26 protein-coding genes and 2 tRNA genes are annotated in these 24,942 nt (G+C 60.6%); 20 read left to right on the forward strand and 8 right to left on the reverse strand.

Annotated features, from left to right (window positions below):
- Positions 1 to 415 precede the first annotated feature (415 nt).
- On the forward strand, positions 416 to 1,192 hold the full coding sequence (locus F2P44_RS10070) for a hypothetical protein (RefSeq protein WP_167086577.1): 777 nt from the start codon (positions 416 to 418) through the stop codon (positions 1,190 to 1,192).
- A 93-nt stretch (positions 1,193 to 1,285) separates the two neighbouring features.
- Here F2P44_RS10070 and F2P44_RS10075 read toward each other — a convergent pair whose 3' ends face one another.
- Complete coding sequence (locus F2P44_RS10075) at positions 1,286 to 1,966, reverse strand: class I SAM-dependent methyltransferase (RefSeq protein ID WP_167086578.1); 681 nt, start codon at positions 1,964 to 1,966, stop codon at positions 1,286 to 1,288.
- Between the two features lie 145 nt (positions 1,967 to 2,111).
- Between F2P44_RS10075 and F2P44_RS10080 the strand changes: the two genes are divergently transcribed.
- Complete coding sequence (locus F2P44_RS10080; protein WP_167086579.1) at positions 2,112 to 3,026, forward strand: patatin-like phospholipase family protein; 915 nt, start codon at positions 2,112 to 2,114, stop codon at positions 3,024 to 3,026.
- A gap of 77 nt (positions 3,027 to 3,103) precedes the next feature.
- The gene (locus tag F2P44_RS10085) at positions 3,104 to 3,508 is read left to right on the forward strand and encodes a heme-binding protein (RefSeq protein ID WP_167086580.1); all 405 of its coding nucleotides are present in this window, start codon (positions 3,104 to 3,106) and stop codon (positions 3,506 to 3,508) included.
- A 48-nt stretch (positions 3,509 to 3,556) separates the two neighbouring features.
- Here F2P44_RS10085 and F2P44_RS10090 read toward each other — a convergent pair whose 3' ends face one another.
- Entirely contained in the window at positions 3,557 to 4,510 is a 954-nt protein-coding gene (locus tag F2P44_RS10090) for a hypothetical protein (protein WP_167086581.1), read from the reverse strand.
- A gap of 30 nt (positions 4,511 to 4,540) precedes the next feature.
- Entirely contained in the window at positions 4,541 to 5,233 is a 693-nt protein-coding gene (locus tag F2P44_RS10095) for a YajG family lipoprotein (RefSeq protein WP_223165018.1), read from the reverse strand.
- 305 nt (positions 5,234 to 5,538) lie between these two features.
- On the opposite strand from F2P44_RS10095, the gene F2P44_RS10100 reads away from it, so the two are divergent.
- Positions 5,539 to 6,015 carry a nuclear transport factor 2 family protein gene (locus tag F2P44_RS10100; RefSeq protein ID WP_167086582.1) on the forward strand — a complete coding sequence of 159 codons (477 nt, stop codon included), beginning with the start codon at positions 5,539 to 5,541 and terminating at the stop codon, positions 6,013 to 6,015.
- A 37-nt stretch (positions 6,016 to 6,052) separates the two neighbouring features.
- On the opposite strand, the gene F2P44_RS10105 is transcribed toward F2P44_RS10100, so the two are convergent.
- Positions 6,053 to 6,466 carry a hypothetical protein gene (locus F2P44_RS10105; protein WP_167086583.1) on the reverse strand — a complete coding sequence of 138 codons (414 nt, stop codon included), beginning with the start codon at positions 6,464 to 6,466 and terminating at the stop codon, positions 6,053 to 6,055.
- A gap of 292 nt (positions 6,467 to 6,758) precedes the next feature.
- Between F2P44_RS10105 and carA the strand changes: the two genes are divergently transcribed.
- From carA to F2P44_RS10125, 4 genes are all read left to right on the forward strand, one after another.
- Positions 6,759 to 7,940, forward strand: a complete 1,182-nt coding sequence (carA, locus tag F2P44_RS10110; protein ID WP_167086584.1) for a glutamine-hydrolyzing carbamoyl-phosphate synthase small subunit — start codon at positions 6,759 to 6,761, stop codon at positions 7,938 to 7,940.
- A 10-nt stretch (positions 7,941 to 7,950) separates the two neighbouring features.
- Positions 7,951 to 11,181 carry a carbamoyl-phosphate synthase large subunit gene (gene carB / locus F2P44_RS10115; RefSeq protein WP_167086585.1) on the forward strand — a complete coding sequence of 1,077 codons (3,231 nt, stop codon included), beginning with the start codon at positions 7,951 to 7,953 and terminating at the stop codon, positions 11,179 to 11,181.
- Between the two features lie 98 nt (positions 11,182 to 11,279).
- Complete coding sequence (greA, locus tag F2P44_RS10120) at positions 11,280 to 11,759, forward strand: transcription elongation factor GreA (protein ID WP_167086586.1); 480 nt, start codon at positions 11,280 to 11,282, stop codon at positions 11,757 to 11,759.
- Positions 11,759 to 12,208 (forward strand): DUF4149 domain-containing protein, encoded by a 450-nt coding sequence (locus F2P44_RS10125; protein ID WP_167086587.1) that lies wholly within the window; start codon positions 11,759 to 11,761, stop codon positions 12,206 to 12,208. The genes greA and F2P44_RS10125 overlap by 1 nt, the downstream gene beginning before the upstream one ends.
- A gap of 79 nt (positions 12,209 to 12,287) precedes the next feature.
- On the opposite strand, the gene F2P44_RS10130 is transcribed toward F2P44_RS10125, so the two are convergent.
- Complete coding sequence (locus F2P44_RS10130) at positions 12,288 to 12,758, reverse strand: YhbY family RNA-binding protein (RefSeq protein ID WP_167086588.1); 471 nt, start codon at positions 12,756 to 12,758, stop codon at positions 12,288 to 12,290.
- Positions 12,759 to 12,799: 41 nt separating this feature from the next.
- Between F2P44_RS10130 and F2P44_RS10135 the strand changes: the two genes are divergently transcribed.
- The 8 genes from F2P44_RS10135 (at position 12,800) to F2P44_RS10170 (ending at position 18,955) form a co-directional block, all read left to right on the forward strand.
- Positions 12,800 to 13,486, forward strand: a complete 687-nt coding sequence (locus F2P44_RS10135) for an RlmE family RNA methyltransferase (protein ID WP_099880503.1) — start codon at positions 12,800 to 12,802, stop codon at positions 13,484 to 13,486.
- Positions 13,487 to 13,678: 192 nt separating this feature from the next.
- On the forward strand, positions 13,679 to 15,568 hold the full coding sequence (ftsH, locus tag F2P44_RS10140; protein WP_167086589.1) for an ATP-dependent zinc metalloprotease FtsH: 1,890 nt from the start codon (positions 13,679 to 13,681) through the stop codon (positions 15,566 to 15,568).
- A gap of 97 nt (positions 15,569 to 15,665) precedes the next feature.
- Positions 15,666 to 16,502 carry a dihydropteroate synthase gene (gene folP / locus F2P44_RS10145; RefSeq protein ID WP_167086590.1) on the forward strand — a complete coding sequence of 279 codons (837 nt, stop codon included), beginning with the start codon at positions 15,666 to 15,668 and terminating at the stop codon, positions 16,500 to 16,502.
- Between the two features lie 30 nt (positions 16,503 to 16,532).
- The gene (glmM, locus tag F2P44_RS10150; RefSeq protein ID WP_167086591.1) at positions 16,533 to 17,870 is read left to right on the forward strand and encodes a phosphoglucosamine mutase; all 1,338 of its coding nucleotides are present in this window, start codon (positions 16,533 to 16,535) and stop codon (positions 17,868 to 17,870) included.
- Between the two features lie 160 nt (positions 17,871 to 18,030).
- Positions 18,031 to 18,107 (forward strand) — tRNA-Pro (locus tag F2P44_RS10155).
- A gap of 71 nt (positions 18,108 to 18,178) precedes the next feature.
- Positions 18,179 to 18,255: transfer RNA gene (locus F2P44_RS10160), tRNA-Arg, on the forward strand.
- A gap of 133 nt (positions 18,256 to 18,388) precedes the next feature.
- Positions 18,389 to 18,658, forward strand: coding sequence for a type II toxin-antitoxin system ParD family antitoxin (locus F2P44_RS10165; RefSeq protein WP_167086592.1), 270 nt, complete (start codon positions 18,389 to 18,391; stop codon positions 18,656 to 18,658).
- Positions 18,659 to 18,955, forward strand: coding sequence for a type II toxin-antitoxin system RelE/ParE family toxin (locus F2P44_RS10170; RefSeq protein WP_167086593.1), 297 nt, complete (start codon positions 18,659 to 18,661; stop codon positions 18,953 to 18,955). It abuts the gene before it with no gap.
- Positions 18,956 to 19,749: 794 nt separating this feature from the next.
- On the opposite strand, the gene F2P44_RS10175 is transcribed toward F2P44_RS10170, so the two are convergent.
- Positions 19,750 to 20,601: a metallophosphoesterase gene (locus tag F2P44_RS10175; RefSeq protein ID WP_167086594.1), complete on the reverse strand. Its 852-nt coding sequence runs from the start codon at positions 20,599 to 20,601 to the stop codon at positions 19,750 to 19,752.
- A 175-nt stretch (positions 20,602 to 20,776) separates the two neighbouring features.
- On the opposite strand from F2P44_RS10175, the gene F2P44_RS10180 reads away from it, so the two are divergent.
- Positions 20,777 to 21,205: a hypothetical protein gene (locus F2P44_RS10180; protein ID WP_167086595.1), complete on the forward strand. Its 429-nt coding sequence runs from the start codon at positions 20,777 to 20,779 to the stop codon at positions 21,203 to 21,205.
- A 438-nt stretch (positions 21,206 to 21,643) separates the two neighbouring features.
- Entirely contained in the window at positions 21,644 to 22,441 is a 798-nt protein-coding gene (locus tag F2P44_RS10185; protein ID WP_167086596.1) for a hypothetical protein, read from the forward strand.
- Positions 22,442 to 22,767: 326 nt separating this feature from the next.
- On the opposite strand, the gene F2P44_RS10190 is transcribed toward F2P44_RS10185, so the two are convergent.
- On the reverse strand, positions 22,768 to 23,073 hold the full coding sequence (locus F2P44_RS10190; protein WP_167086597.1) for a hypothetical protein: 306 nt from the start codon (positions 23,071 to 23,073) through the stop codon (positions 22,768 to 22,770).
- Positions 23,037 to 23,408, reverse strand: coding sequence for a serine hydrolase domain-containing protein (locus F2P44_RS10195; protein WP_229423486.1), 372 nt, complete (start codon positions 23,406 to 23,408; stop codon positions 23,037 to 23,039). The genes F2P44_RS10190 and F2P44_RS10195 overlap by 37 nt, the downstream gene beginning before the upstream one ends.
- Before the next feature lie 268 nt (positions 23,409 to 23,676).
- Here F2P44_RS10195 and F2P44_RS10200 point away from each other — a divergent pair, with 268 nt between their 5' ends.
- Positions 23,677 to 24,333: a M949_RS01915 family surface polysaccharide biosynthesis protein gene (locus tag F2P44_RS10200; RefSeq protein ID WP_167086598.1), complete on the forward strand. Its 657-nt coding sequence runs from the start codon at positions 23,677 to 23,679 to the stop codon at positions 24,331 to 24,333.
- Between the two features lie 235 nt (positions 24,334 to 24,568).
- A complete protein-coding gene (locus tag F2P44_RS10205) occupies positions 24,569 to 24,907 on the forward strand; it encodes a hypothetical protein (protein WP_229423487.1) in 339 nt (112 codons plus the stop codon).
- The last annotated feature ends 35 nt before the right edge of the window (positions 24,908 to 24,942 follow it).

Genomic DNA, 24,942 nt, shown 5'->3' on the forward strand with positions numbered 1-24,942 from the left:
ATCGAGAACTGCCTCGACTTGGGCGGCCTCAAAGCATTGGCCAATCAGGCCGAGCCCGGCGTGCGAGGTTAATTCCAGGTTGCGCGATTGCTTGACTTCAAAGCGTGGCATGATCAGTCGGGTGAAAACAGGAAATGCAATATTTTACTTTGCAATCAATGACTTGATCAACTATTGCATGGGCTGGAACACGGATTCAGGAAATAGCATTGCCTTAGACGTTGACGGTTGATTTACACATGAAAATTATTGCCATGTTTGAAATCTTATGAAAAATCAAAGTTCACATTATCCAATACACATAAAGTTCTTTAACTGTTCATGCCGAAGTGGAATTTCGATGAGCGGTGTTGATGGAATGCATTTTGATAAATGCATTCCATTTTGAAACTTTAATTTGAAAATTGGAGTGATAATGAATAAGCAAAGCAAACAGCGTATTCACTTGAAAACCGCGGCAATCGTTGTTGGATTATTGGCGGGACTGATCAGCATCAATGCCTCCGCGCAGTCGACGCCAGCGGCAAAAGCGACGTTTGCATATACGTCGCTTACCGTTTTGCCACCATGCAATAGCACTGACGCCGGCGGCTGTGCGGGCAAGGGCAGCGACGGCTGGACAAGCATTTTAATGCAGCAGCTCAAGACGGCTAATCAAAAAGACCTGTTTATCAATGCATCACTTCAATGCGGCATCGTGACCGATACGACGGTAAAAAGCGTCAATGGTTCCCTGGATACGGCGGAAGCGCGGGGAACCGTTCGCGTGAAAGTGAAGATTACCGCTCCCTCTGGCGCGGTCAGTTACGCTCAGCCCTCGACCGGTCAGGATGCCACCAACACGACTGGCGATGGCATCGTGTTCTGCGACCGCGTGCAGACGCTCAAGGCCAGGTTTTCAGGCCTGAACTGTAAGGCGGATTTGACAACCGGCGCGGTGACTTGCGCCGACCCGGAGGAGCTGCAGCTCATCTTGAAAACGCTGAACGCCAACGCATTTAATTTCGTGGCGCCGGGTCTCAGCTCCGGCGTGAATACCATCGAGGTGCTGGCACGGTCCTCCGCAAGTGGATCGGCAACCGGCACGAACGGGTCGCTTGGCAGCGCCAATGCGTTTATCGGCGCGGGATCGGTCGCCATTGAAGAAGTTCGCATGATCAAGGGTAATACCGGCGAGACAATCAGCTTCTAAACCAACGCTTGCATGCTGATGTTGCCTTGGGCGGTGAGTGATACTGCCCAAGGCAATCTTGTCGAGCTGATCGCCTTCCCCAAGCAATTTCCATCAGGTCGACTTGGTTTCGACCGCGAAGATCGCCGTCACCCCTTCCACGCTGAACTCGACCACCTTGAAATGCGCGCGCAGGTAATCTTCCAGCGCACGTGCGTTGTCGCGCTGGTTGTTGAATACGCCGAGCGCGTTCATCAGCCACATGAACGGCCGCGCCAGCAGGTTCTTGCGCACGCCTTCCGACAGCACCGTGGTGCCGAACAGGCGTCCGCCCGGCGCCAGCAGGGCCGCCAGATGGGTGAGGGCGATGCTTTTCTGGTCCAGGCTGCCCGGCACGCAGTGCAGCACATAATTGATGCTGATCGAATCGAAGGGCGCGACCGCGTGCTTCACCGGCTCCAGGATGTTCTGCACGTACGTTTCCGGCCGGTAGCGCGCCACCTTGGGCAGCGTCTTGGCCAGGCACTCGGCACTCAGGTCCATCAGCGCCAGGCGCGCCGTGGGCACCAGCGGCGCGCGCTTGAGAAGGAACCCGGTGCCGACCCCGACTTCCAGATGATTGGCGCTGATGTGCTTGCGGTAATGCGCATCGAGCCGGGCAATCGAGCATCCCCAGGCATATTTGGAAATCACGCCGTAGAGCAGCGCATCGTAGAAAAATAGGCTCAGCTTGTTGAAGTATTGCTGCGAACGGACAATCTTGACGTGGGTGAGTTCGCTGTCGCTGCTGATCATTGCCGGCTTTCTATGTTGGTATGAACAATTATGCCACTTTATCCATCCGGCAATCGCCGCCAGCGCCAGCGACGGCTTGCCTGGCGGCGGCCCCAGGTGACCGCGAGCAGGTACAATCGTGGTCTTCGCTTCTTTGACGACCACTATGTTTACCAAACGCCGTTCCCTGATTGCCCTCGCTGTGCTGCTCGCCGGCTGCGGCAGCAACCCCACCCCTCCTGCGGCCAAACCGGCCGCCGTGCTGCAACCGGCCGCCGCCGCGCTGCCCAAGAAGATCCGCATCGGCCTGGCCCTGGGTGGCGGCGCCGCGCGCGGATTTGCCCATATCGGCGTGATCAAGGCGCTCGAAGCACAGGGGATCTACCCGGAAATCGTGGTCGGCACCAGCGCCGGCAGCGTGGTCGGCGCCATGTATGCGGCCGGCAACGATGGCTTCGCACTGCAAAAGACCGCCATGGAGATGGATGAGGCCGAAATTTCCGACTGGGCCATGCCGCTGTTCGGCAAGTCCTCGGGCGTGCTCAAGGGAGAAGCCTTGCAAAATTACGTGAACAAGGCCGTCAAGAACGTGCCGATCGAAAAGCTCAAGATCCAGTTCGGCGCCGTCGCGACCGACCTGAACAACGGCCAGCCGATCCTGTTCCGGCGCGGTAACACGGGGCAGGCGGTGCGTGCATCCTCGTCCGTGCCGAGCGTGTTCCAGCCGGTGCGCATCGGCGACCGTTCGTATGTCGATGGCGGCCTGGTGGCACCGGTGCCGGTGCGCTTCGTGCGTGAAATGGGCGCCGATTTCATTATCGCCGTCAATATTTCGAGCCAGACCGACGCGCAGGCGGCCGTCAGCTCGCTGGAAGTGCTGATGCAGACCTTCGCCATCATGGGGCAGCGCCTCAATCATTACGAGCTCAAGGATGCCGACATCGTCATCTCGCCAGCGCTGGCAAAGATGGGCAGCAACGACTTTGCCGGCCGCAACCGTGCCATCATGGCGGGCGAGCAGGCGGCCGCGGCGATGATGCCGCAGATCAAAGCCAAGCTCAAGGCGCTCCAGCACTCATAAGCGTTATAGCCGTTCCGATATCGGCAGCGCCTGCGTTTGCCGTAAAATCTGCCGCATCTATTTACCTGGGATTGAACATGCCATCGAAACCGTACCTGAACTTCGCCGACGTCCAAAAAATCGCTGCCGCCGCACAAGCTGAAGCCATCGCCAACAACTGGGCGGTCACCATCGCCATCGTCGATGACGGTGGCCACCTGCTGTCGCTGCAACGCCTCGATGGCGCCGCGCCGCTGTCCTCGCACATCGCCCCATCCAAGGCCAAGACGGCGGCCCTGGGCCGGCGCGAGAGCAAGGTCTATGAAGACATCATCAATAACGGCCGCACGGCGTTCCTGACGGTGCCGTTCGTGGAAGGGATGCTGGAGGGGGGCGTGCCGGTGATCGTCGACGGTCACGTGATCGGCGCCGTGGGCGTGTCGGGCGTGAAGTCGGACCAGGATGCGCAGATTGCCAAGGCCGGCATCGCCGCCCTGGCCTGAGAGGGCCGGTCCGCCAGTGCGCGCGGACCCTGGACCTGGCGCTGCCGCTTAGCCGGCAGGCGTGGCGGCTGGCGCGGCGGCAGCGCCGCAGGCCGCTTGCGCTTCCGCCTTGCGCGGCACCGCCATCAGATTGCCGCGCAGGGTGCGCAAGACCAGGTAGTCGCAGCTTTCGCTGACCAGCTGCGCGCGCTCCATGCGCTCGCTCGCACCTTCGTTGTAGCGCACGGTTTTGTACGGCAGCGCCGGCGCGGTGGGCGTCGCCATGTCCGCTAGCGCAATATCGAGCGCTTGCGCGTACATGCGCGCACTTTCCCACTTGAGCATGCCGGCATTGTCGCCGAGCCACACATCCGGCCCAGCCTCGCCACCGCGCTCAGGCGAGACGATGCGGATGATGGTCTCGTAGGGCGTGGCGCGGCCCGCCGTCTTGATCGAAATGGCGTTGTCGAGAATCAGCGCCTGGTGGTCTTGTGTCAGGTAAAACAGCGGCACGCTGTCGACCATGATGTCGCCCGGAGCGGGCGCGGCCGCCTGCGCGATGATCTGCTTGGCGCCGCCGCTCTTCATGTGCGTCAGCGAGGCTTGCATCAGTTCCTGGTGGTGATAGGCATCCAGCACGCCCTGGTAGGGGACGAGGACTTTGTCCGCCTTGGTGCGGATGCGTTCCTTTTCAGCGTCGCGCATGGTGCCCGACACGATGGCATGCGTGGCGACAGCGGCCAGCAGGCCGACCAGGCCGGGAGCGGGGTACATCACTGCGCCGCCGCCGGCCCCGCCAGCCTTGTCGAAATTGACCGCCCCATGAAACTCCACCTTGTCGGCGGCCGGAAGGCGCAGGCCCACGCGCTGCGCCGTCGCATCGCTTGCGGCCAGGCCGGCCTGGGCCGGCACTTCCCCGGCCTGCACCGCTTGCCATGGCAGGGAAAGGCCCACGCCCGCGCACAGCGCCAGGCAGGCGGAAACGAGGTGGGGGCGTGGCAGGCGGCGGGCGAAACGTATCATCGGGGCTGGTCTTTCAGAAAAGTGAATGGCTTAATTGGACAAGGGCTTGATGATCTGGTCCTTGGTCATTTCCAGCACCTGGAAATACGCATTCGACACGCCAGGGAAGGTCGGCGGTTCATCCCATTTACCATCGGCAGCCTTTTGCACGTTCAGCGGCACGTACCATTCGTAGGAATTGTCGGTCAGGTTGACGATGTAGGCGGCACCGGCGATTTTCGCTTTCGGGTCGCTGGTCGGGATGTACGATGCGAAGGTGCGCTCAACGCCAACCATGCTCAGGCTGATCACCAGCAGCTTGTCGATCTTGTGGCTGGCTTTCAGGCCGGACATGTCCTTGCGCGTGAATCCGGGAGCAGCCTTGCCATTGTCGGGCAGGGCGGAGAAATCGATTTTCTCGATCATGGTGACGTTGGCGCCGCGCTGTTTGAGGACGGTTGCAACCTGGGCTGGCAATTGCGGCAACTCTTCGTAAGGCAGCGTCTTGATGTGGCTGGTCAGGGATGAGTTCATGAGCGAGGCCGCAGCCATGCACAACAGGCAATCCGCGCCAGGAAACTGGGTATCGACCACCGGCAGTGCGGTCATGACGACGCCATAGTTGTTGGCGGGCGCAACGAAGGCTTGCGGGGCCAGGGCGACCGGCGTTTGTGGCGGCGTCATGCAGCCGGTGAGGATGGCGAGGCAGGCGACCAGCGCGGCGGAGGAGAGACGTAAGTTCACGGAAGACCTATTATCAGAGCGGTAAATGAAAACAGGCCCGCTTCACCATGGTGATTTGGGCCTGCTGACGCGTTGCCCCGGCCGTAACGCGGCCGGCAGGACATGCATGTTTGATATTATAATCCAACTTAAATTGCCAAATGGAACTGTATTTATAAACTGTTGTTTTTGCTTGCTTACATATCAGCGGCGGGCATGGCTGTGCGCGCCCGCGAGGGCGCTGATCCGGTTTTTCGGTACTGCCTGATGCGGGTGATTACGCCGGCAATCGCGTATCTTGTCGTTTTGATTCGAGAAAGAGCCCCATGAGCGCTTCTGAACACCGCCCTCCATTGCCACCCTTTACGCACGACGCGGCCACCCTAAAAGTGCGCCTGGCCGAAGATGGCTGGAATTCGCGCGATCCGGCGCGCGTGGCGCTGGCCTACACCGCCGACAGCCGCTGGCGTAACCGCGCCGAATTCGTCACCGGTCGCGAGGCGATCGCCGGGCTGCTGACGCGCAAATGGGTGCGCGAGCTCGACTACCGGCTGATCAAGGAATTGTGGGCCTTCGGCGGAAACCGCATTGCCGTGCGCTTTGCCTACGAGTGGCGCGACGATGCCGGCAACTGGTTCCGCTCCTACGGCAACGAAAACTGGGAGTTCGACGAGCACGGCTTGATGGCGCTGCGCCATGCCAGCATCAACGACTTGCCGATCAGTGAGCGGGAGCGCAAGTTCCACTGGCCCCTGGGCCGCCGCCCGGACGATCATCCGGGGCTGAGCGAACTCGGTCTGTAAGTGTTGTTTTTTGTTTCAGCAATCCGGCGGCGCCGGGTCAGGCGTGGATCAGCGGGCCTTCCGGCGCCGAATCGGCGGCGCTGGTGCGTTCCAGCCATTCCAGCAGCAGCGGCATGTCGCGCACCTCGATTTCCGGACCCTGGACGAAGCCGACCTGGGTCAGGTTGCTGGCGTCGCACACCAGCTTGTTGACAGTCGGCGAGAGCTCGACCATCCTGCCGTACGATTTCCACACCTTGCTTGCCCATTTATGCAGGGACGAATCGTTGAAGCGGTTATTCTCGAAGTAGACGGTGACCGAGCCATCGCTGTTACCGAAGCCCACCATTCCCGAACCATTCTTGAGCTTCTCCTTGACCGCATCGTCGGCGCTCACCTTGGGCACGAACACGGCTGCCCGCCCGCCCGGATTGGGGCGCTCCATCGGCGTATCTCTTCCAAACGTAGACATAATCACATTTCCTGGTAAATGTTTGCCTGAGGATGCTGTAATAAATGTATAGAGGACGGTGGGCGATGTCCAGTAAAAGCGCGAAAAGGGCCGCAATGAGGCTAGTCGGCGATTGCCGGAAAGGCCGGGTTGCGCTATAATTTGGAGGTTTAGCCATTCATACACCTACCGTAGCGACTACCCACCATCCCTCATTCAAAATGACACCATCCCCCTGAGCGCAAGCGCACCGGGAAACCATGGTCGTCGGTCTGACGTGGCGCAGCTACGGTAACTTTATCAGGAGTTGCCCTTGCCGCCATTTTTTTCTGGCCCCGCCGTTCCAGCCATCCTGGCTCTCGCCGATGGAACGATATTTAAAGGTTTTTCCATTGGCGCCGCCGGCCATACCACCGGGGAAGTCGTGTTCAACACGGCCATGACCGGTTACCAGGAAATCCTGACCGATCCCAGCTACTCGCGCCAGCTTGTCACGCTGACCTATCCGCACATCGGCAACACGGGCGTCAATCCGGAAGACGTCGAGGCAAGCAAGGTCCACGCCGCAGGGTTGATCATCCGTGACCTGCCGCTGCTGGCATCGAACTTCCGTTCGACCCAGTCGCTGTCCGATTACCTCAAGGCCGAAAACATCGTCGCCATCTCCGGTATCGATACCCGCAAGCTGACGCGCCTGCTGCGCGAAAAAGGCGCGCAGGGCGGCGCCATTTTGGTCGGCACCCAGGGTAACGAGCCTTCGCAGGTGCAGGCACTGGAACTGGCGCGCTCGTTCCCTGGCCTGGCCGGCATGGACCTGGCCAAGGTGGTCTCGACCACCGCCGCCTACGAGTTCACAGAGACCGAATGGAAGCTGGGCGAAGGCTACGGCAAGCTGGCCGACGCCTTGGCGGCCCCCCAATTCCACGTGGTCGCGTTCGACTTCGGCGTCAAGCGCAACATCCTGCGCATGCTGACCGAACGTGGCTGCAAGGTCACGGTGTTGCCGGCCCAGTCCAGCGCCGCCGATGCGCTGGCGCTGAACCCGGACGGGATCTTCCTGGCCAATGGCCCGGGCGACCCGGAGCCGTGCGACTACGCGATCGCGGCCAGCCGCGAGCTGATCGAGCGCGGCATCCCGACCTTCGGCATCTGCCTGGGTCACCAGATCATGGCGCTCGCTTCCGGCGCGCGCACGCTCAAGATGAAGTTCGGCCACCACGGCGCCAACCACCCGGTGCAGGATCTCGATTCGCGCAAGGTGATGATCACCTCGCAGAACCACGGTTTCGCGGTCGACGCGCAAACCCTGCCGGCCAACTGCCGCGTGACCCACGTGTCGCTGTTCGACGGCTCGCTGCAGGGCTTCGCCCGCACCGACAAGCCGGCCTTCTGCTTCCAGGGCCACCCTGAAGCATCGCCAGGCCCGAACGACGTAGCTTACCTGTTTGACCGCTTCATCAGCATGATGCAAGCCGCTGAGAAAAACGAATTGTAGAAAGAGCCCAATGCCAAAGCGTAGTGACATTAAAAGTATTCTGATTATTGGCGCAGGCCCGATCATCATCGGCCAGGCTTGCGAGTTCGATTATTCCGGCGCCCAGGCGTGCAAGGCGCTGCGCGAGGAGGGCTACAAGGTCATCCTCGTCAACAGCAACCCGGCGACCATCATGACCGACCCGGAAATGGCGGACGTGACCTACATCGAGCCGATCACCTGGAAAGTCGTCGAGCGCATCATCGCCAAGGAGCGCCCTGACGCGATCCTGCCGACCATGGGCGGCCAGACCGCGCTCAATTGCGCGCTCGACCTGCACAACAACGGCGTGCTGAAACAGTACAACGTGGAGCTGATCGGCGCCTCGCCGGAAGCCATCGACAAGGCCGAAGACCGCTCCAAGTTCAAGCAAGCGATGACCAAGATCGGTCTCGGTTCGGCGCGTTCCGGCGTGGCGCACTCGATGGAAGAATCGTGGGCGGTGCAGCGCGAAATGGGCTTCCCGACCATCATCCGCCCCTCGTTCACCATGGGCGGCACGGGCGGCGGCATCGCCTACAACGAAGAAGAATTCGAGACCATCTGCAAGCGCGGCCTGGAAGCGTCGCCGACCAAGGAACTGCTGATCGAAGAGTCCCTGATCGGCTGGAAAGAGTACGAGATGGAAGTGGTGCGCGACAAGGCGGACAACTGCATCATCATCTGCTCGATCGAAAACCTGGACGCCATGGGCGTGCACACGGGCGACTCGATTACCGTGGCGCCGGCGCAGACGCTGACCGACAAGGAATACCAGATCATGCGTAACGCGTCGCTCGCGGTGCTGCGCGAGATCGGCGTCGACACGGGCGGCTCGAACGTGCAGTTCGCGATCAACCCGGCTGACGGGCGCATGATCGTCATCGAAATGAATCCGCGCGTCTCGCGTTCGTCGGCATTGGCCTCGAAAGCGACCGGTTTCCCGATCGCCAAGATCGCCGCCAAGCTGGCCGTGGGCTTCACGCTCGACGAACTGCGCAACGAAATCACCGGCGGCGCCACGCCAGCCTCGTTCGAGCCGTCGATCGACTACGTCGTGGTCAAGATCCCGCGCTTCACGTTCGAAAAATTCCCGGCTGCCGACCATCACCTGACCACCCAGATGAAGTCCGTCGGTGAAGTCATGGCGATCGGCCGCACCTTCCAGGAATCGTTCCAGAAGGCCCTGCGCGGCCTGGAAGTGGGCGTCGATGGCCTGAACGAAAAAACGCGCGACCGCGAAAAGATCGAAGAAGAACTGGGCGAACCGGGTCCGGACCGCATCTGGTACGTGGGCGACGCCTTTGCCCAGGGCTTCACGCTGGAAGAAGTGCACCAGCTGACCCACATCGATCCGTGGTTCCTGGTGCAGATCAAGGAAATCGTCGACATCGAACTGTGGCTGGATAACCAGACCCTGGAAGCGATCGACAAGCCGACCCTGTACAAGCTGAAGCAAAAAGGCTTCTCGGACCGCCGCCTGGCCTTCCTGCTGCACACCACCGACAAGGTCGTGCGCGAGACGCGCCATGCGATGGGTATCCGTCCGGTGTACAAGCGGGTCGACACCTGCGCGGCCGAATTTTCGACCGACACCGCGTACATGTACTCGACCTACGATGAAGAGTGCGAGTCCAACCCGAGCGACAAGAAAAAGATCATGGTGCTGGGCGGTGGCCCGAACCGCATCGGCCAGGGTATCGAATTCGATTACTGCTGCGTGCACGCGGCGCTGGCGATGCGCGAAGACGGCTACGAGACCATCATGGTCAACTGCAACCCCGAAACCGTGTCGACCGACTACGATACCTCGGACCGCCTGTACTTCGAGTCGCTGACCCTGGAAGACGTGCTGGAAATCGTCGCCATCGAAAAACCGGTCGGCGTGATCGTGCAGTACGGCGGCCAGACGCCATTGAAGCTCGCGCTCGACCTGGAAGCGAACGGCGTGCCGATCATCGGCACCTCGCCCGACATGATCGACGCGGCCGAAGACCGCGAACGCTTCCAGCAGATGCTGCAGAAAATGGGCTTGCGCCAGCCGCCTAACCGCACTGCGCGCACCGAGCCGGAAGCACTGGCGCTGGCGCAGGAGATCGGCTACCCGCTGGTGGTGCGTCCATCGTATGTGCTGGGCGGCCGGGCGATGGAAATCGTCCACGAACAGCGCGACCTAGAGCGCTACATGCGCGAAGCGGTCAAGGTATCGCACGATTCGCCGGTACTGCTGGACCGCTTCCTGAACGACGCGATTGAAGTCGACGTCGACTGCATCTCGGACGGCGTCACCACCTTCATCGGCGGCGTGATGGAGCACATCGAGCAGGCTGGCGTGCACTCGGGCGACTCGGCCTGTTCGCTGCCGCCGTATTCGCTCTCGCAAGAGACCATCGATGAACTCAAGCGCCAGACCTCGCTGATGGCCAAGGGCTTGAACGTGGTCGGCCTGATGAACGTGCAGTTCGCGATCCAGAAGACCGACGTCGATGGCGTCATGACGGACACCGTGTTCGTGCTGGAAGTGAACCCGCGTGCCTCGCGCACGGTGCCGTTCGTGTCCAAGGCCACCGGCCTGCAGCTGGCCAAGATCGCGGCGCGCTGCATGGTTGGCCAGACGCTCGAATCGCAGGGCATCACCAAGGAAGTCATCCCGCCGTTCTACAGCGTGAAGGAAGCCGTGTTCCCGTTCGTGAAGTTCCCGGGCGTGGACACCATTCTCGGACCCGAGATGAAGTCCACCGGTGAAGTCATGGGCGTGGGCATGACCTTCGGCGAAGCCTTCGTCAAGTCGCAGATGGGTGCCGGCGTCAAGCTGCCTGAATCGGGCAAGGTATTCCTGTCGGTGAAGGGTTCCGACAAGCCGCGCGCGGTGAAAGTGGCGCGCGATTTGCATTCGATGGGCTTCCAGGTCGTGGCGACCAAGGGCACGGCGGCGGTGATCACGGCGGCGGGCATTCCGTGCCAGGCCGTGAACAAGATGATCGAAGGCCGTCCGCACGTGGTCGACATGATCAAGAACCACGAGATCGCGCTGGTGATCAACACGGTCGAAGAAAAACGCAGTGCGATTGTCGACTCGCGCCAGATCCGGATTTCGGCTTTGGCCTCGCGCGTGACGACATACACTACAATAGCGGGTGCGGAGGCTGCGGTCGAAGGCATGCGTCATCTCGACGAGTTGCGCGTGTACGATTTACAAGGCCTTCATAAAACCTTAAACTAAGCAGCACGCAGTACCTCTTGACCACAGGGCGCGCGCCGGGAGCATTTTCCGGCGCGTGCCCTGTGGTTTTCACTTTTCAGTAGAAACGCGAATACGACATGAACACATCAGTTCCACTTACCAAATACGGCGCCGAACTGCTCAAGGACGAGCTGCACCAGCTCAAGACCAAAGAGCGCCGCATTGTGATCGACGCGATCGCCGAGGCGCGCTCGCATGGCGATTTGTCCGAGAACGCCGAATACGACGCCGCCAAGGAGCGCCAGGCTTTCGTCGAAGGCCGCATTGCGGAGCTGGAAGGTAAATTGGGCGCCGCGCAGATCATCGACCCGACCACCCTGGACGCCGAAGGGCGCGTGGTGTTCGCCGCGACCGTCGACCTGGAAGACCTGGACAACGGCACCAAGGTGACCTACCAGATCGTGGGCCTGGACGAAGCGGACCTCAAGCTCAATAAAGTGTCGGTCACCTCGCCGATCGCGCGCGCGCTGATTGGCAAGTACGCCGGCGACGTGGTCGAAGTGCAGGCGCCATCGGGCCCGCGCGAATACGAAATCCTCGAAGTCAAGTACATCTGATGCTGCTGGGGCGGGCCCGCCTGCTGCTCGTGACCGCGTGGGCGGGCAGCTTGTGGACGGTGGGTTACCTGGTGGCCCCGACCTTGTTCCGCACCCTGTCCGACAGCGTGCTGGCCGGGACGATCGCGGGCAGCATGTTCAGGAGCGCGGCGATGGTGTCGCTGGTGTGCGGCGTGGGTTTGCTGGTGCTGCTGGCGCTGGCGAAGGATGTCGACGCGCAGCGCAAGCGCTTGCTGATGCTGGTGGTGGCCGCGATGCTGGTGCTGCTGGCGGTCAGCAGCCTGGGACTGGGGCCGATGATGGCGGCGCTGAAGGAAGCGGCGCCTGGCGGCGTGATGGAGCCGGCCGCGCGCAAGCAGTTCGGCATGCTGCACGGGGTGTCGATGGTGTTGTATCTGATTCAGAGCGTGCTGGCGGGGGTGCTGGTGTTCAAGAACCCCGGGCCGTAGCAATGCCGCTTCTACCGTCTCGGCCACAATCTGGTCGTTCCCGCCTGCGCGGGAACGACGTGGATTTGCAACGCGGGGATTATTTTCCCAGCGCGCCTTTCTTGGGGCTGGACTGGCGCGGCTTGGCGCGCTTGATGGAGCCGCCTTCCGTCACACGCTCATTACCCTTGATCATCACCTTGGTCACGGACGGACGCTTGGTACCGCTTGCGCTCGCTTTAACAATGGTAACTTCGCGCATTCCTTTACCCGACTTGCCGCTGCGTTCCTTTACCACTTCCACTTTGGGACGGTAAATGACCAGCAGTTTGCCGATGTGTTGTACCGGAGCCGCATCGAGCTCGGTACAAATGTTCTCGTAGATTTCTGAGCGCATGGCGCGATCGTCGCCGAACACGCGGACCTTGATCAGGCCGTGCGAGTCGAGGCTGGCCGAGATCTCTTTGATCACGGCTGGCGTCAGGCCCGCTTCGCCGATGATGACGACAGGCTTGAGCGCATGCGCTTCAGCGCGCAGTGCACTGCGCTCGACGGGGGTAAGTTTTTGCATAATATTTTTAGTTAATCCTTTAAAAGCAGTATTCTACGCGAATGGCAAAGAACAAATTAAACAAAAACTGGTTGCACGACCACATAAACGACCCCTACGTGAAGTTAGCGCAGAAAGAGGGTTACCGTGCACGCGCCGCCTACAAGCTCAAGGAAATCGACGAGAGCGAGAAGCTGATCAAATCCGGCCAGGTCATCGTCGACCTCGGCTGCACCCCGGGCAGCTGGGGCCAGTACGTCCGGCGTAAGCTGGCCGGCAAGGATGGCGGCGGCATCAACGGCACCATCATCGGCCTCGACATGCTGCCGATGGAGCCGATCGCCGACATGCACTTCATCCTGGGCGACTTCCGCGAGGCGCGCATCCTGCGCCAGCTCGACACGATCCTGGCTGGCCGCAAATGCGACCTGGTGCTGTCGGACATGGCACCGAACCTGTCGGGCATCCCCACGGCCGATTCGGCCCGCATGGAGCACCTGATCGACCTGGCCATCGAATTTTCGCAATTCCACATGAAACCGTCCGGCGCCCTGGTCGTGAAATGCTTTAAAGACATGGGTTTCAGCCAGATCGTGGAGAAGTTCCGGGCCGAGTTCAAGGTGGTCAAGCAGATCAAGCCGAAGGCGAGCCGCGACAAATCGTCGGAAATTTTCCTCGTTGGCAAGGGCTTGAAAAATCCTACCGACAAGAATACCGCGCTGGAAGAAGAATCTCCCCTTGATATTTGACGGGTTTAGCCGCACATCAGCCAAGGAAAGCCGCAAAAGACATGGAAATTGGGTAAGAATTGCCTAATGTTCATGGCTTTTCAGTAGTTTTTCAGCCCGGCAGCGGGGCGTGCGTGGCACCGCCTGCTTATTGCGAGTAAAATCGGCGTTCTAAAATTGGTAAAAAGATGCGCCTGCATCGAAGGAGTTTTCGTGAATAATATGTTTTCAAAATCCGCCATCTGGGTAGTTGTTGCCCTGCTGTTGTTCATGCTGTTCAGGCAGTTTGACAACCACAGCGCTGCCGGCGGCAGCAAGTCCATCCCTTATTCCGAACTGCTCGATGAGGTCAAGGCCCGCCGCATCAAGGATGTGGTCATCGAAGGGCAGAACATCACCGCGACGCGCTCGGATGACACCAAGGTGCGCGCCACCGCGTCCATGCTCGACCGCGGCCTGGTATCGGACTTGCGCGATGCGAATGTGCATTTCGACATCAAACCGCCTGAAGATCCATCGTTCCTGACCACCGTGTTCATTTCCTGGTTCCCGTTCCTGTTGCTGATCGGCGTCTGGGTCTTCTTCATGCGCCAGATGCAGGGCGGCGGCAAGGGCGGCGCTTTCTCGTTCGGCAAGTCCAAAGCACGCATGATGGATGAAACCAACAACACCGTCACTTTCGCCGACGTCGCCGGTTGCGACGAAGCGAAAGAAGAAGTCAACGAAATCGTCGACTTCCTCAAGGATCCGACCAAGTTCCAGAAGCTGGGCGGACGCATTCCGCGCGGCGTGCTGATGGTGGGCCCTCCGGGTACCGGTAAAACCCTGCTGGCACGCGCCATTGCCGGCGAAGCCAAGGTCCCGTTCTTCTCGATTTCCGGTTCGGACTTCGTTGAAATGTTCGTCGGCGTGGGCGCGAGCCGCGTGCGCGACATGTTCGAAAACGCCAAGAAACACTCGCCCTGCATCATCTTCATCGACGAGATCGACGCGGTCGGCCGTCATCGTGGCGCCGGCATGGGCGGCGGTAACGACGAGCGCGAACAGACCTTGAACCAGTTGCTGGTCGAGATGGACGGTTTTGAAGCCAGCTCCGGCGTGATCGTGGTGGCCGCCACCAACCGCGCCGACGTGCTCGACAAGGCGCTGCTGCGTCCGGGCCGTTTCGACCGCCAGGTCATGGTTGGCTTGCCGGACATCCGCGGCCGCGAACAGATTCTCAATGTGCACATGCGCAAGGTGCCTATCGGCGCCGACGTCAAGGCCGACATCCTGGCACGCGGTACGCCTGGCTTCTCGGGCGCCGACCTGGCCAACCTGGTCAACGAAGCAGCCCTGTTCGCCGCACGCCGCAGCAAGCGCCTGGTGGAAATGAGCGACTTCGAAGATGCCAAGGACAAGATCTACATGGGTCCCGAGCGGAAATCGATGGTCATGCGCGAAGAAGAGCGCCGCAACACCGCTTACCACGAGTCTGGCCACGCCGTCATCGCCAAGCTGTTGCCGAAGGCCGATCCGGTGCACAAGGTCACGATCATGCCGCGCGGCTATGCCCTGGGCCTGACCTGGCAGTTGCCTGAACATGACGTCCTGTCCGGCTACAAGGACAAGATGCTGGAAGAAATCTCGATCCTGTTCGGTGGCCGTATCGCCGAAGAACTGTTCGTCGGTCAAATGTCGACCGGCGCGTCGAACGACTTCTCGCGTGCCACCAAACTGGCGCGCTCGATGGTGACGCGTTTCGGCATGAGCGACAGCATGGGCGTGATGGTCTACGAGGATAGCGAGAACGAAGGTTTCTTCGGCGGTGCCACCAAGACCATTTCCGAGGCGACCCAGCAAAAGGTTGACGCGGAAATCCGTTCGATTCTCGACACGCAGTACGCGCTCTCGCGCCGCCTGCTGGAAGAGAACCGCGACAAGGTCGAAAAAATGACCCGCGCGCTGCTCGACTGGGAAACCATCGACGCCGACCAGATCAACGACATCATGGCCGGGCATGAGCCGCGCGAGCCGAAGTCGGGTGTCCTGACCAAGCGCACGCCGCCTCCGGGCGACAGCGGTTCGGGCGGGGTTTCACCGAACGCGACAGCACCGGCGTAAATTTCTCCGGTTCTTGCAGGGTTGTATATAATGCCGTTCAGACAAGACTGAACGGCATTTTTTATGGTCGATCAATTAACAATGCGATGTAAACGGAATGCGACAATATTTTCAATGCGGCCGCTTTGGCTTCGACCTGGCGGCCAAACCCCTGGTCATGGGCATCCTCAACGTCACGCCTGATTCGTTTTCCGATGGCGGACGGTTCCAATCGCTTGAGTTTGCGCTCTCGCGCGCCGAGGAAATGGTGAGCGAAGGCGTGGACCTGATCGATATCGGCGGCGAATCGAGCCGCCCGGGCGCGCCCGGCCTGGCGCTCGACGAGGAATTGCGCCGGGTGATGCCGGTGCTGTACGCGCTGCGCGACCTCGGCAAACCCTTGTCGATCGATACCTACAAGCCCGAAGTGATGCGCGAGGCGATCCTGGCGGGGGTCGACATGATCAACGACATCAATGCGTTCCGGGCGCCCGGCGCGCTGGAGGCGGTGGCGGGCAGCGATTGCGCGCTATGCGTGATGCACATGCAGAGCACGCCGCAGACCATGCAGCAGGAGCCTGTCTACGGCGACGTGGTGCGCGAGGTCACCGATTTCCTGCGCGAACGGGTCGAGGCCATGCTGGCCATCGGCATCGAGCGCCAGCGCATCTGCATCGATCCGGGTTTTGGATTCGGCAAGACGGTGGAGCACAACTATGCCTTGTTGCGCAATATTGGCAACATGCAGCGGGAACTGGGGCTGCCCGCGCTGGCGGGCGTGTCGCGCAAATCGATGATCGGCGCCGTGACCGGCAAGCCGGTCGAGCAGCGCCTGGCCGGCAGCCTCGCGGGCGCACTGGCTGCGGTGGCGCAGGGCGCGCGCATCGTGCGCGTCCATGATGTAACTGAAACGGTAGATGCACTCACAGTGTGGCAAGCTGCCACCATTCATTAATTCATTAATTCATTGAGCAAAAGAGAAAACATGGCACGTAAATATTTCGGTACCGACGGTGTGCGTGGGCTGGTTGGCGTGGCGCCGATCACCCCTGATTTCGTGATGCGCCTTGGCTACGCCGCAGGTAAAGTCCTGGCGAAAACCAACGCCGCCTCCGGCCGCCCGACGGTCCTGATCGGCAAGGACACCCGTATTTCCGGTTACATGCTTGAATCGGCGCTGGAAGCGGGCTTCAATGCCGCCGGCGTGGACGTGATGCTGGCCGGCCCGATGCCGACCCCGGCCGTGGCCTACCTGACGCGCGCGCTGCGCCTGTCGGCCGGCGTGGTGATTTCCGCGTCGCACAACCCGTTCCAGGATAACGGCATCAAGTTCTTTTCCGAGCATGGCACCAAGCTGCCGGATGCGGTCGAGCACGAAATTGAAACCATGATCGACCAGCCGATGGAATGCGTGCCGGCCGAAAAGCTGGGCCGCGCCAAGCGCCTGGAAGATGCCAAGGGCCGTTACATCGAATTTTGCAAGAGCACCTTCCCGAACGAGCTCGACCTGCGCGGCCTGCGCATCGTGCTCGACTGCGCACACGGCGCGGCGTATCACATCGCACCACACGTGTTCCACGAGCTGGGCGCGGAAGTCATCGCCATCGGCAACAAGCCGAACGGCTTTAACATCAACGACGGCTTCGGCGCGACCGCACCGAAAGCCATGGCGGCGGCCGTGCTCGAACACCGCGCCGACCTCGGCATCGCGCTCGACGGCGACGCCGACCGCCTGGTCATGTGCGACGGCGCCGGCCGCATCTACAACGGCGACGAGCTGCTGTATGTGATGGTGCGCGACCGCATGATGACCGGCCCGGTTGCCGGCGCGGTGGGTACCCTGATGACGAATATGGCGCTGGAAGTGGCGTTCAAGGAACTCGGCATTGGTTTTGCGCGCGCCAAGGTGGGCGACCGCTACGTGCTGGAAGTGATGAAGGAAAACGGCTGGCTGTTCGGCGGCGAAGGTTCGGGCCACTTGCTGGCACTGGACAAGCATACTACCGGCGACGGTATCGTGTCCGCGCTGCAAGTGCTGTCGGCGCTCAAGCGCAGCGGCAAGAGCCTGGACAAGTGCTGCAAGGAACTGACCTTGTATCCACAGACGCTGATCAATGTGCGCGTGCCGTCCGGCTTCGACTGGACCAAGCATCCCGACATGGTGGCCGAGAAGGAAGCCGTGGAAGCGGAACTGGGCGATACCGGCCGCGTGCTGATCCGCGCCTCCGGTACCGAGCCGCTGATCCGCGTGATGGTGGAAGCGAAGAGTGCCCAGGTCGCCGAATCGACCGCGCGCCGGATTGCCAACAAGGTTCCGGCGTAAACAGGCAGCAGCGAAGGGGGAGGGCGCGGCCGCATGGATGGCCGCGCAGGTGAGTAGCGCGAGGACATTGAGGTAGAGTTTTCCGGGCTTCAACATTTCACGGAAAACTTCACGATGTGCCGTTGACGTTTACGCGTCCCCCGACGTATAATAACGTCTTCGGAGTGTGGCGCAGTCCGGTAGCGCACCTGGTTTGGGACCAGGGGGTCCAAGGTTCGAATCCTTGTACTCCGACCAAGTTAAAAGACGGGCTGTCATTCATTTGACGGCCCGTTTTCATTTCCGCGAGGCTTCCTCCCCGCGACAGACTGCCCATAGCTCAGTTGGATAGAGCATCAGCCTTCTAAGCTGAGGGTCACAGGTTCGATTCCTGTTGGGCAGGCCACTACAATCATTCGCTGTACTGCATGTTTTCGACTCATGTCCGACTGATCGTCCTTTCGTTTTCGCGAACTAAATCGTGAATACTTGGTCAAACCTCTAGCACTGTAATTGAGCTGAAATATCGGGAGAGCCGAATGAGCATGAAGATAGTCTTGGCGCCGCAATTTGAAGAAATGGTGCGAGCAAAGTTGGCTTCTGGCTTGTACGCATCAGCGAGCGAGGTCGTTAACGATGCACTGCGACTCATGAGTGAGAGCGACCAAGTACAAATTGCGAAGCTTGATCAGCTCCGTCAGGATATCCACGATGGCTTGGATAGTGGCCCCGTTGTTGATTGGGATCCCGATGAAATCAAGCGCTCCGGACGTGCGCGGCGCGCGGCCAAGGTGGAAAATGGTGCGTAGATGCCCGCCATCGTTGTCCCCCCGCACGCCCGCATCGACCTCGGCGCGATCTGGGATTTCATCACGCAAGACAGCGTCATTCACGCGGATGCGTTCATTGACGGGCTGAATAAAAAATTCAAGCTGCTGGCCCAACGGCCCGAACTAGGGCGTGTACGGGTTGACCTCATGCCCGACTTGAGAAGCTTTCCATATCAGCATTACGCTATTTTTTACCGTCCGACTCAAAGCGGCATGGAAGTTGTACGCGTGTCGCACAGTGCACGGAACGTCCAGGCACAATTTTTTCCTGAGTAAAATTTGGCGGTGGAAACTGCCTCGACTAATTCCGGCGACTGCCGGTCGTGCTAGAGGTCAAGGTGCCAATGTACCGCTCGTGCGTGACGGCGACGCCGGCCCGGCCTACGTTCGCCGCGTGCACCTTGGCGCGTGACCTCCCGCCCCCCTCAAGTACGAGGAGGCGCCTGACGCCGTCATCGCGGGTGCCTGTGCGCGACGAAGCTGGGCCGCTATCCTTGCGATGCACCGGATCGACGGCCAGGGCCGACGCCCCTGCATATGGTGAGTGCCGATCTGCTGGCGCGCTAGCGGCGCAGCGAGGCCGAGGTGGCCGCGCTCAAGGTAACGGCGCTGACGCGGCAAGCGGCGTAAGCGTCTTCCCAACAACGTCTGTAACGCCTGAACGGTCAGCGGCATGATTGAGTGCAGGCACAAATTGAATTGTGAAATGTGCGATACACGATTCAGAAACCGTCAATCACCGCGCTCCCGTGCGCCCGGAAACGGCAAGCGGGGGTACATAAGTGCCGCATTAAAAGCGCCCGCCACTGGCGCTGCGTGCAATCCATGGCCGACGACGGTTCGACTTCAAGTCTGTCTGGACCAACACCCGTGCCGCGGAGATGGCCGCACGCCAACGCACCCTCACCATTGCCCACTCGGCTGCGCCGTATGTCGACGAGATGCATTTTCATCCCGTACGTGCGTTTTCCGCGCCAAACTGCAATGTGAAGAGATGGTACGGGCAAAGGTGATTTCTGCCCTGTACGCATCAGCGGGCGAGGTGGTCCGCCATATGCATGAACCCGGCGCTAACGCAGGGTGCAAATCACCAGTTCCGGATCCGCATTGAGACGCAACGGTATCAACGTGCATCCGAACCCGCGGCTGACAATCATCGTCCCGTTGCCGGGCACCGGGAATTCGCCGTAGCAGTACTGGCGCGACAGCGGCCCAGTCGGCTGCACCAGCGGCGCCCCATCACGGCGGGCGACCTGCCCGCCGTGTGTGTGTCCAGCGAAGGCAAGGTCAAAGACTTCTTTGCCCAGATGCAGGAGCCCATCCGGAGAATGCGTCAGGAATAGCTTGACCTGGCGGGAGTCCGAAAACGTTCGGGCCGCGTCTGCGTTACCGGTCCAGGGGTCGTCAATGCCGCAGACGCTCACCATATCGAATGGCGCTGGCAGCGCGATATTGTGATTGACCAGGACTTGCACACCCATATCCCGCAAGACGGTTTCGATCGATTCGCGTCCGTGCCGGATGTCATGGTTGCCGATCACGGCATGGATTCCTAGTGCGGGGGCATACGCCGTCAGAACATCGCGCAACTGTGCGGCGTACCGGGCATCAAACGAGACATAGTCGCCGCCGAGCAGCAACACGTCAGGGCGCAGCAACAGCAACTGGTCGCGCAAAAGATCGAACAGGCCTGCGTGCGTGGTCGGGCCGGCGTGCAGGTCTGAGACAAACCCAATCCTAAGCGGAGCAGGCAATCGTTTTTCCTCGCTCAGGCTCATCTCATAGCGCACGACGCTGAGTTTGCCGTGCCAGCCCCAACGATAACTCCACGCCGCCACCTTGCCGCCCAAGAGCATGCCGCTGAGTATCCGTTCGATGATATGGCGAATAGGGCGCTGGCGCTTCTGGGGAATATCTGACATAGGGGATTCCGAATGCGGGAGCGGGCACTGTACACCATGTCGGCTTTGCGCCGTGCGCCCAGCCAAGAAATGTAGCCGGCAGGCGCGCTATCTACTCGTTTAGAGAGCGATCAATTTTGCTATCATGCTTCTCGCTTGTAGCGTAAGTGATCACCCGACAACCAGATGAGACGCCTTGAATTCTTTTTCCTTCGTGCGCCGCGCAGGGTCAATCCTGGCATTGGCGGGCATCTGTGCAGCGCTTCTTTTATTGCGACCGGCACCGCCCCGATCAATTCCCATTCGCCACGCTTGCAATACGTTTGTGAGTCAAGCCTCTCCGACCGTAACGCCAGCGCTTCGGCGTGGCAAGCACGGTCTTCATCTGGCGATCAGTTTCACGCCCGCAAAGGATGAAGAGTCCGATGCCATCACCGACGCAGTCGAGGCGGGAACGCGGGAGCTAGTCATTTATCCGGGCAAGCAAAGCGTGAACGCGGTCGGCATTCAACGCCACGATCTGGTCATCGCCGTCAAGTCGCGGGAGCATGCACAAGAGCTTTTGCGGCTCCTGTGCTTCTCGCGTCCTGATGAATTGGCCGACGCGACGGCAATACCTGAATAACGCGCTTCTTCGCATTGTCGACGCTTGCGGCGGCAGGCCCCTTGGCGATGGTGCTAAACCAGGAACTACCGGCCTGACCAGCTCGACGGAACTAGTCCGAAATTGCAGAGAATCATTGTGAGGCTCGACAAGGCACTGTTGGACACGACCAAGTAAATCACGAGCGCGTTGTGTTGCAAATGCGGGCCTTGTTAGTCGTCTCTGCTACACCCGCACGGCGCTGTCGCTCTCGCATGAGTGGTAGTTGAGCGATCGGCGTGCTTTTCAAAAACTAAAATTGCATTCGTGAATCATCGGTGCCACAATCCCGCCTCGTGTATGTATAGCCGCAGTCCATCCTCACCAACCGGGAACCCGATGTCACCTTCCAAAAAATCACTTGTGCTGCTGCTGGCCGCCGTCCTCACCGGGTGCGCTGGACCATAGATTGCCCCTCCCATGCAGGCACGCACGGCGGCAGGGACGCATACCATTCTCCCAACCTCGATCTTTACCACGACGGACGGCAACACAGCCTTGCTGGACGATGCGAAAACCCAGCTGTACACGCAAAACTTCGGGGGCGGCGGTGTCGCTGTTGGCTTGTTGCTTGGCCCGATAGGCGTACTGGCGAACGCAGCCATGGTCACGGAGACAACCAAATCCGACGCCGGCAAAATGGGTAACAAAATCAACATCAAACCGCGTGATCTGTTCGCACAAGCGACCAGGGAGACGGCATTCGTGCTGGTCGAGCCAGGCCAGGGCACCCCGGGCCGTGTGAATCCCTACTTGCTGATCACCAAAATCGACGACAAAGCACTGACCCTGGCGGCCGGCATGTTGATTGATCAAGGTGATGCACCGTCGGTGTGGCGGGGCAAGTATCTCTACCAGCTTCCGGGCAAATTTACGGTAGATCAGCTGGCTGCGCTCGACGACCCCCAGACCAGCCAGATCCAGGCTTCCATGACGAGTGCCTACGCACAACTGATCGCACGCGTGAAGGCGGACAGTCCGGAGCAACGCGCAAGCGAAGAAACGATTCACCTGGTCTCGTCTTTCGTTACGCCACGCTTTGAAACACCAATGTGGGGCTCGCTGATCAAGGAAGAGGGCGATCATGTTTGGGTGCACACCCGGCGCGATGCTGGCTATTTTGAAAGAAAATTTGCGGTACACGATTCAGAAACCGTAATTCACCGCGCTCCCGTGCGCCCGGAAACGGCAAGCGGGGGCGCATCAGTGCCGCATTAAAAGCGCGCGCCCGGCGTTGCGCAGCGCGCGATCCACGGCCGACGATGGTTTGGCTGCAAGTTTCCCTGACCAAAACCCCTGCCGTGGAGATGCTCCCAAGTCAACGCACCCTCGCCAATGCCAAATCCGTTGCGCCGTATGGCGACGAGATGGATTTCCGACCCGCGTTGCCGCTGAAGCAGAATGTCGCGCACAAATCGTCACTGAAATTTATCGGCGACAAGGACTACACCGACCGCCACGCCTGCGTTGCACCCATCTCCGCATTGCCGGCGCTCGCGGCCGCAAGACCCTTTGGCAATGCCGGTCATCCCGGAATTACCCGCCTACAGCACCCACGTACGCAGCGGCAGCCAGCCGATTGCTGCTGCATACGCCGCAACGCTGACCAGTCCCAGCGACGACAAGCCGACATAGGCACGAATCCATCGGGGCGCGGCATGATTGCGCACCGTCATCACCATGCCTGTCAATGCCAGCAATGGATAGAACACGCGGCAGACCAGGATCAGCAAGGAATAGGGGCCGATGTTGGCCAATCGCAGAACGGTGGTCATGCCGGAATCTGAAAAGGCCAGCAAAGGCAGCGCAAGCGTCACCGCCAATGCGGCGACGGCGACCAGCGGCAGCAAGCGAAAGTACAAGCCACCCCTGTCTGGCAGGATTGAATCAGATGGGCGGCCGGTCCCGCGAAATCAACCCCCTCACCGCCATTGGCCATCAGCACGTAGCCGGAACCGTTGCGCAGGGTGTAACCCAGCACCGAGGTGAACGAATCGATGCTGCCGTTGTGGCCTCGAAAGGTGATGCCGCTGTCGGCCATCGGCGTATTTCCCAAGCCATATGCGTTACTGAAACCGAATGTCGCCCCCAGGTTCGACTCGGCGCGCTCGATGCGTGCCACTGATTCTGGCGTCAATATCCGCTGCCCGTCCACGCTGCCCCGCCCGATATAAAAGCGCGCCAACTGGGCCAGTTCATGGGCGCTGATGACCAGCGAGCCAGCGGTTTCAGCACGATATGCTCGTGCGCCATTGCACCGCGTGGTGCGGGCCCGGCCGGGCGTCAGCGCTCATCCGGCGTCAACGCCGCCGACTGACGGCGGAGGTGCACCGGGACTCTGCTAAGCTGGCCGGCGCGACGATATGACGTCAGTGATCCACCTTCCGGCATCGTTACTGCCCGCCCGGCGGGCGCGGCGCCCCCATTTTTGAATCGAATAGATGAGTAGAAGCATGTCGATAAAATCCGCATTTCCCCCCATCACCTTGTGCCTGTCGCTGATCGCAGCGGCAGCGTCCCCGACCGCATTGGCCGCCAGCGTGCAGCACACCCCGGTCACGCCAGCCGTTCTGAAATCCGAACACATCGCCGTGCCAGGCAAGCTGGTCAAGGCCGCCCGCTTTGCCGACGCCGCAGGCGAGCACATTCTCGTCGTCAGCATGCGCACCGGTCCATCGAGCGCCTTCAACGCGGAGCCCGGCCGCGACGAGCTCTACGAACTGTTCTCCTCGCTGTACACCCGCAAGGCCAATCGCTGGGCCCGCGCATGGCTGATCGAAGATGCGAACGACTGCCCCGTGATCGATTCATCGGCCAGTTTTTTCCCCAAGTACATCACCATTACCGACCTCGACAACAACGGCATCGCCGAAGTGACCGTGCCGTACAAAATGTTTTGCAGCGGCGGCGTCGATTCCAGCGACCTCAAGGTCATCCTGCGGCAGGGAACCCAGAAATTCGCGCTGCGCGGACGTACGCTGACCGGTACCAGGAACGGTTCGCCGTATGGGGGAGAAATGGTGTTCGATGCATCCTTGTCGCTCAAAGAAAACGCCGTCTTCAAAGCGCATTTGCAATTCATCCGCGACAAGGTCTATATCGAACATTGAGACCCGGCGTCAACCTGATGCCAGGCAGGCGCAAGCACGCCTGCGCTGCCAGGCTGGAAAGAGGACGATGCCAAAACGCAATATCGTCAGGAATGTTGATGGAATCGATCCACACCATCCTGCCCATCAGAATGCTTCGACATACATGCTCCATGCGTCTGCCTCCGGAACCCGATACCTTCAGGGCGCGCTTGCGCCTGGGATTGGACAATATCGGATTCCCGTCGGACAACCCATGCGCATGGCGCGCGAATTCAACCGGCGCCATCGCGGCGCATCGATCACGGTGGATACGGCCCGCAAGTGGCTGCGCGGAGAAACCGTCCCGACCCAGGCCAAGCTGCGTTCCATCGCCGCATGGCTGCTGGTCTCGCCCGAATGGCTGGGCTTTGGGGATGGTGAACAAGGCCATCCAGCCACCCGCGAGGCCTGCGTGGACCTGGCCCTGATCGCCGACCTGCACCTGCTCGATGAAAAGTACCAGCTGCTGGCGCGCGAGTTCGTGAGCAAGCTCCTCGAACTGCAGGATGCCCGAGCGAACAACGATACTGGCCCGCAGGCCCCGATGGTATAGTACGGCACTGCGCTTGCCGCCGCTTGCGACGCGAT

Source organism: Massilia frigida (genome assembly GCF_011682175.1).
GTDB classification, from domain to species: domain Bacteria; phylum Pseudomonadota; class Gammaproteobacteria; order Burkholderiales; family Burkholderiaceae_D; genus Telluria_A; species Telluria_A frigida.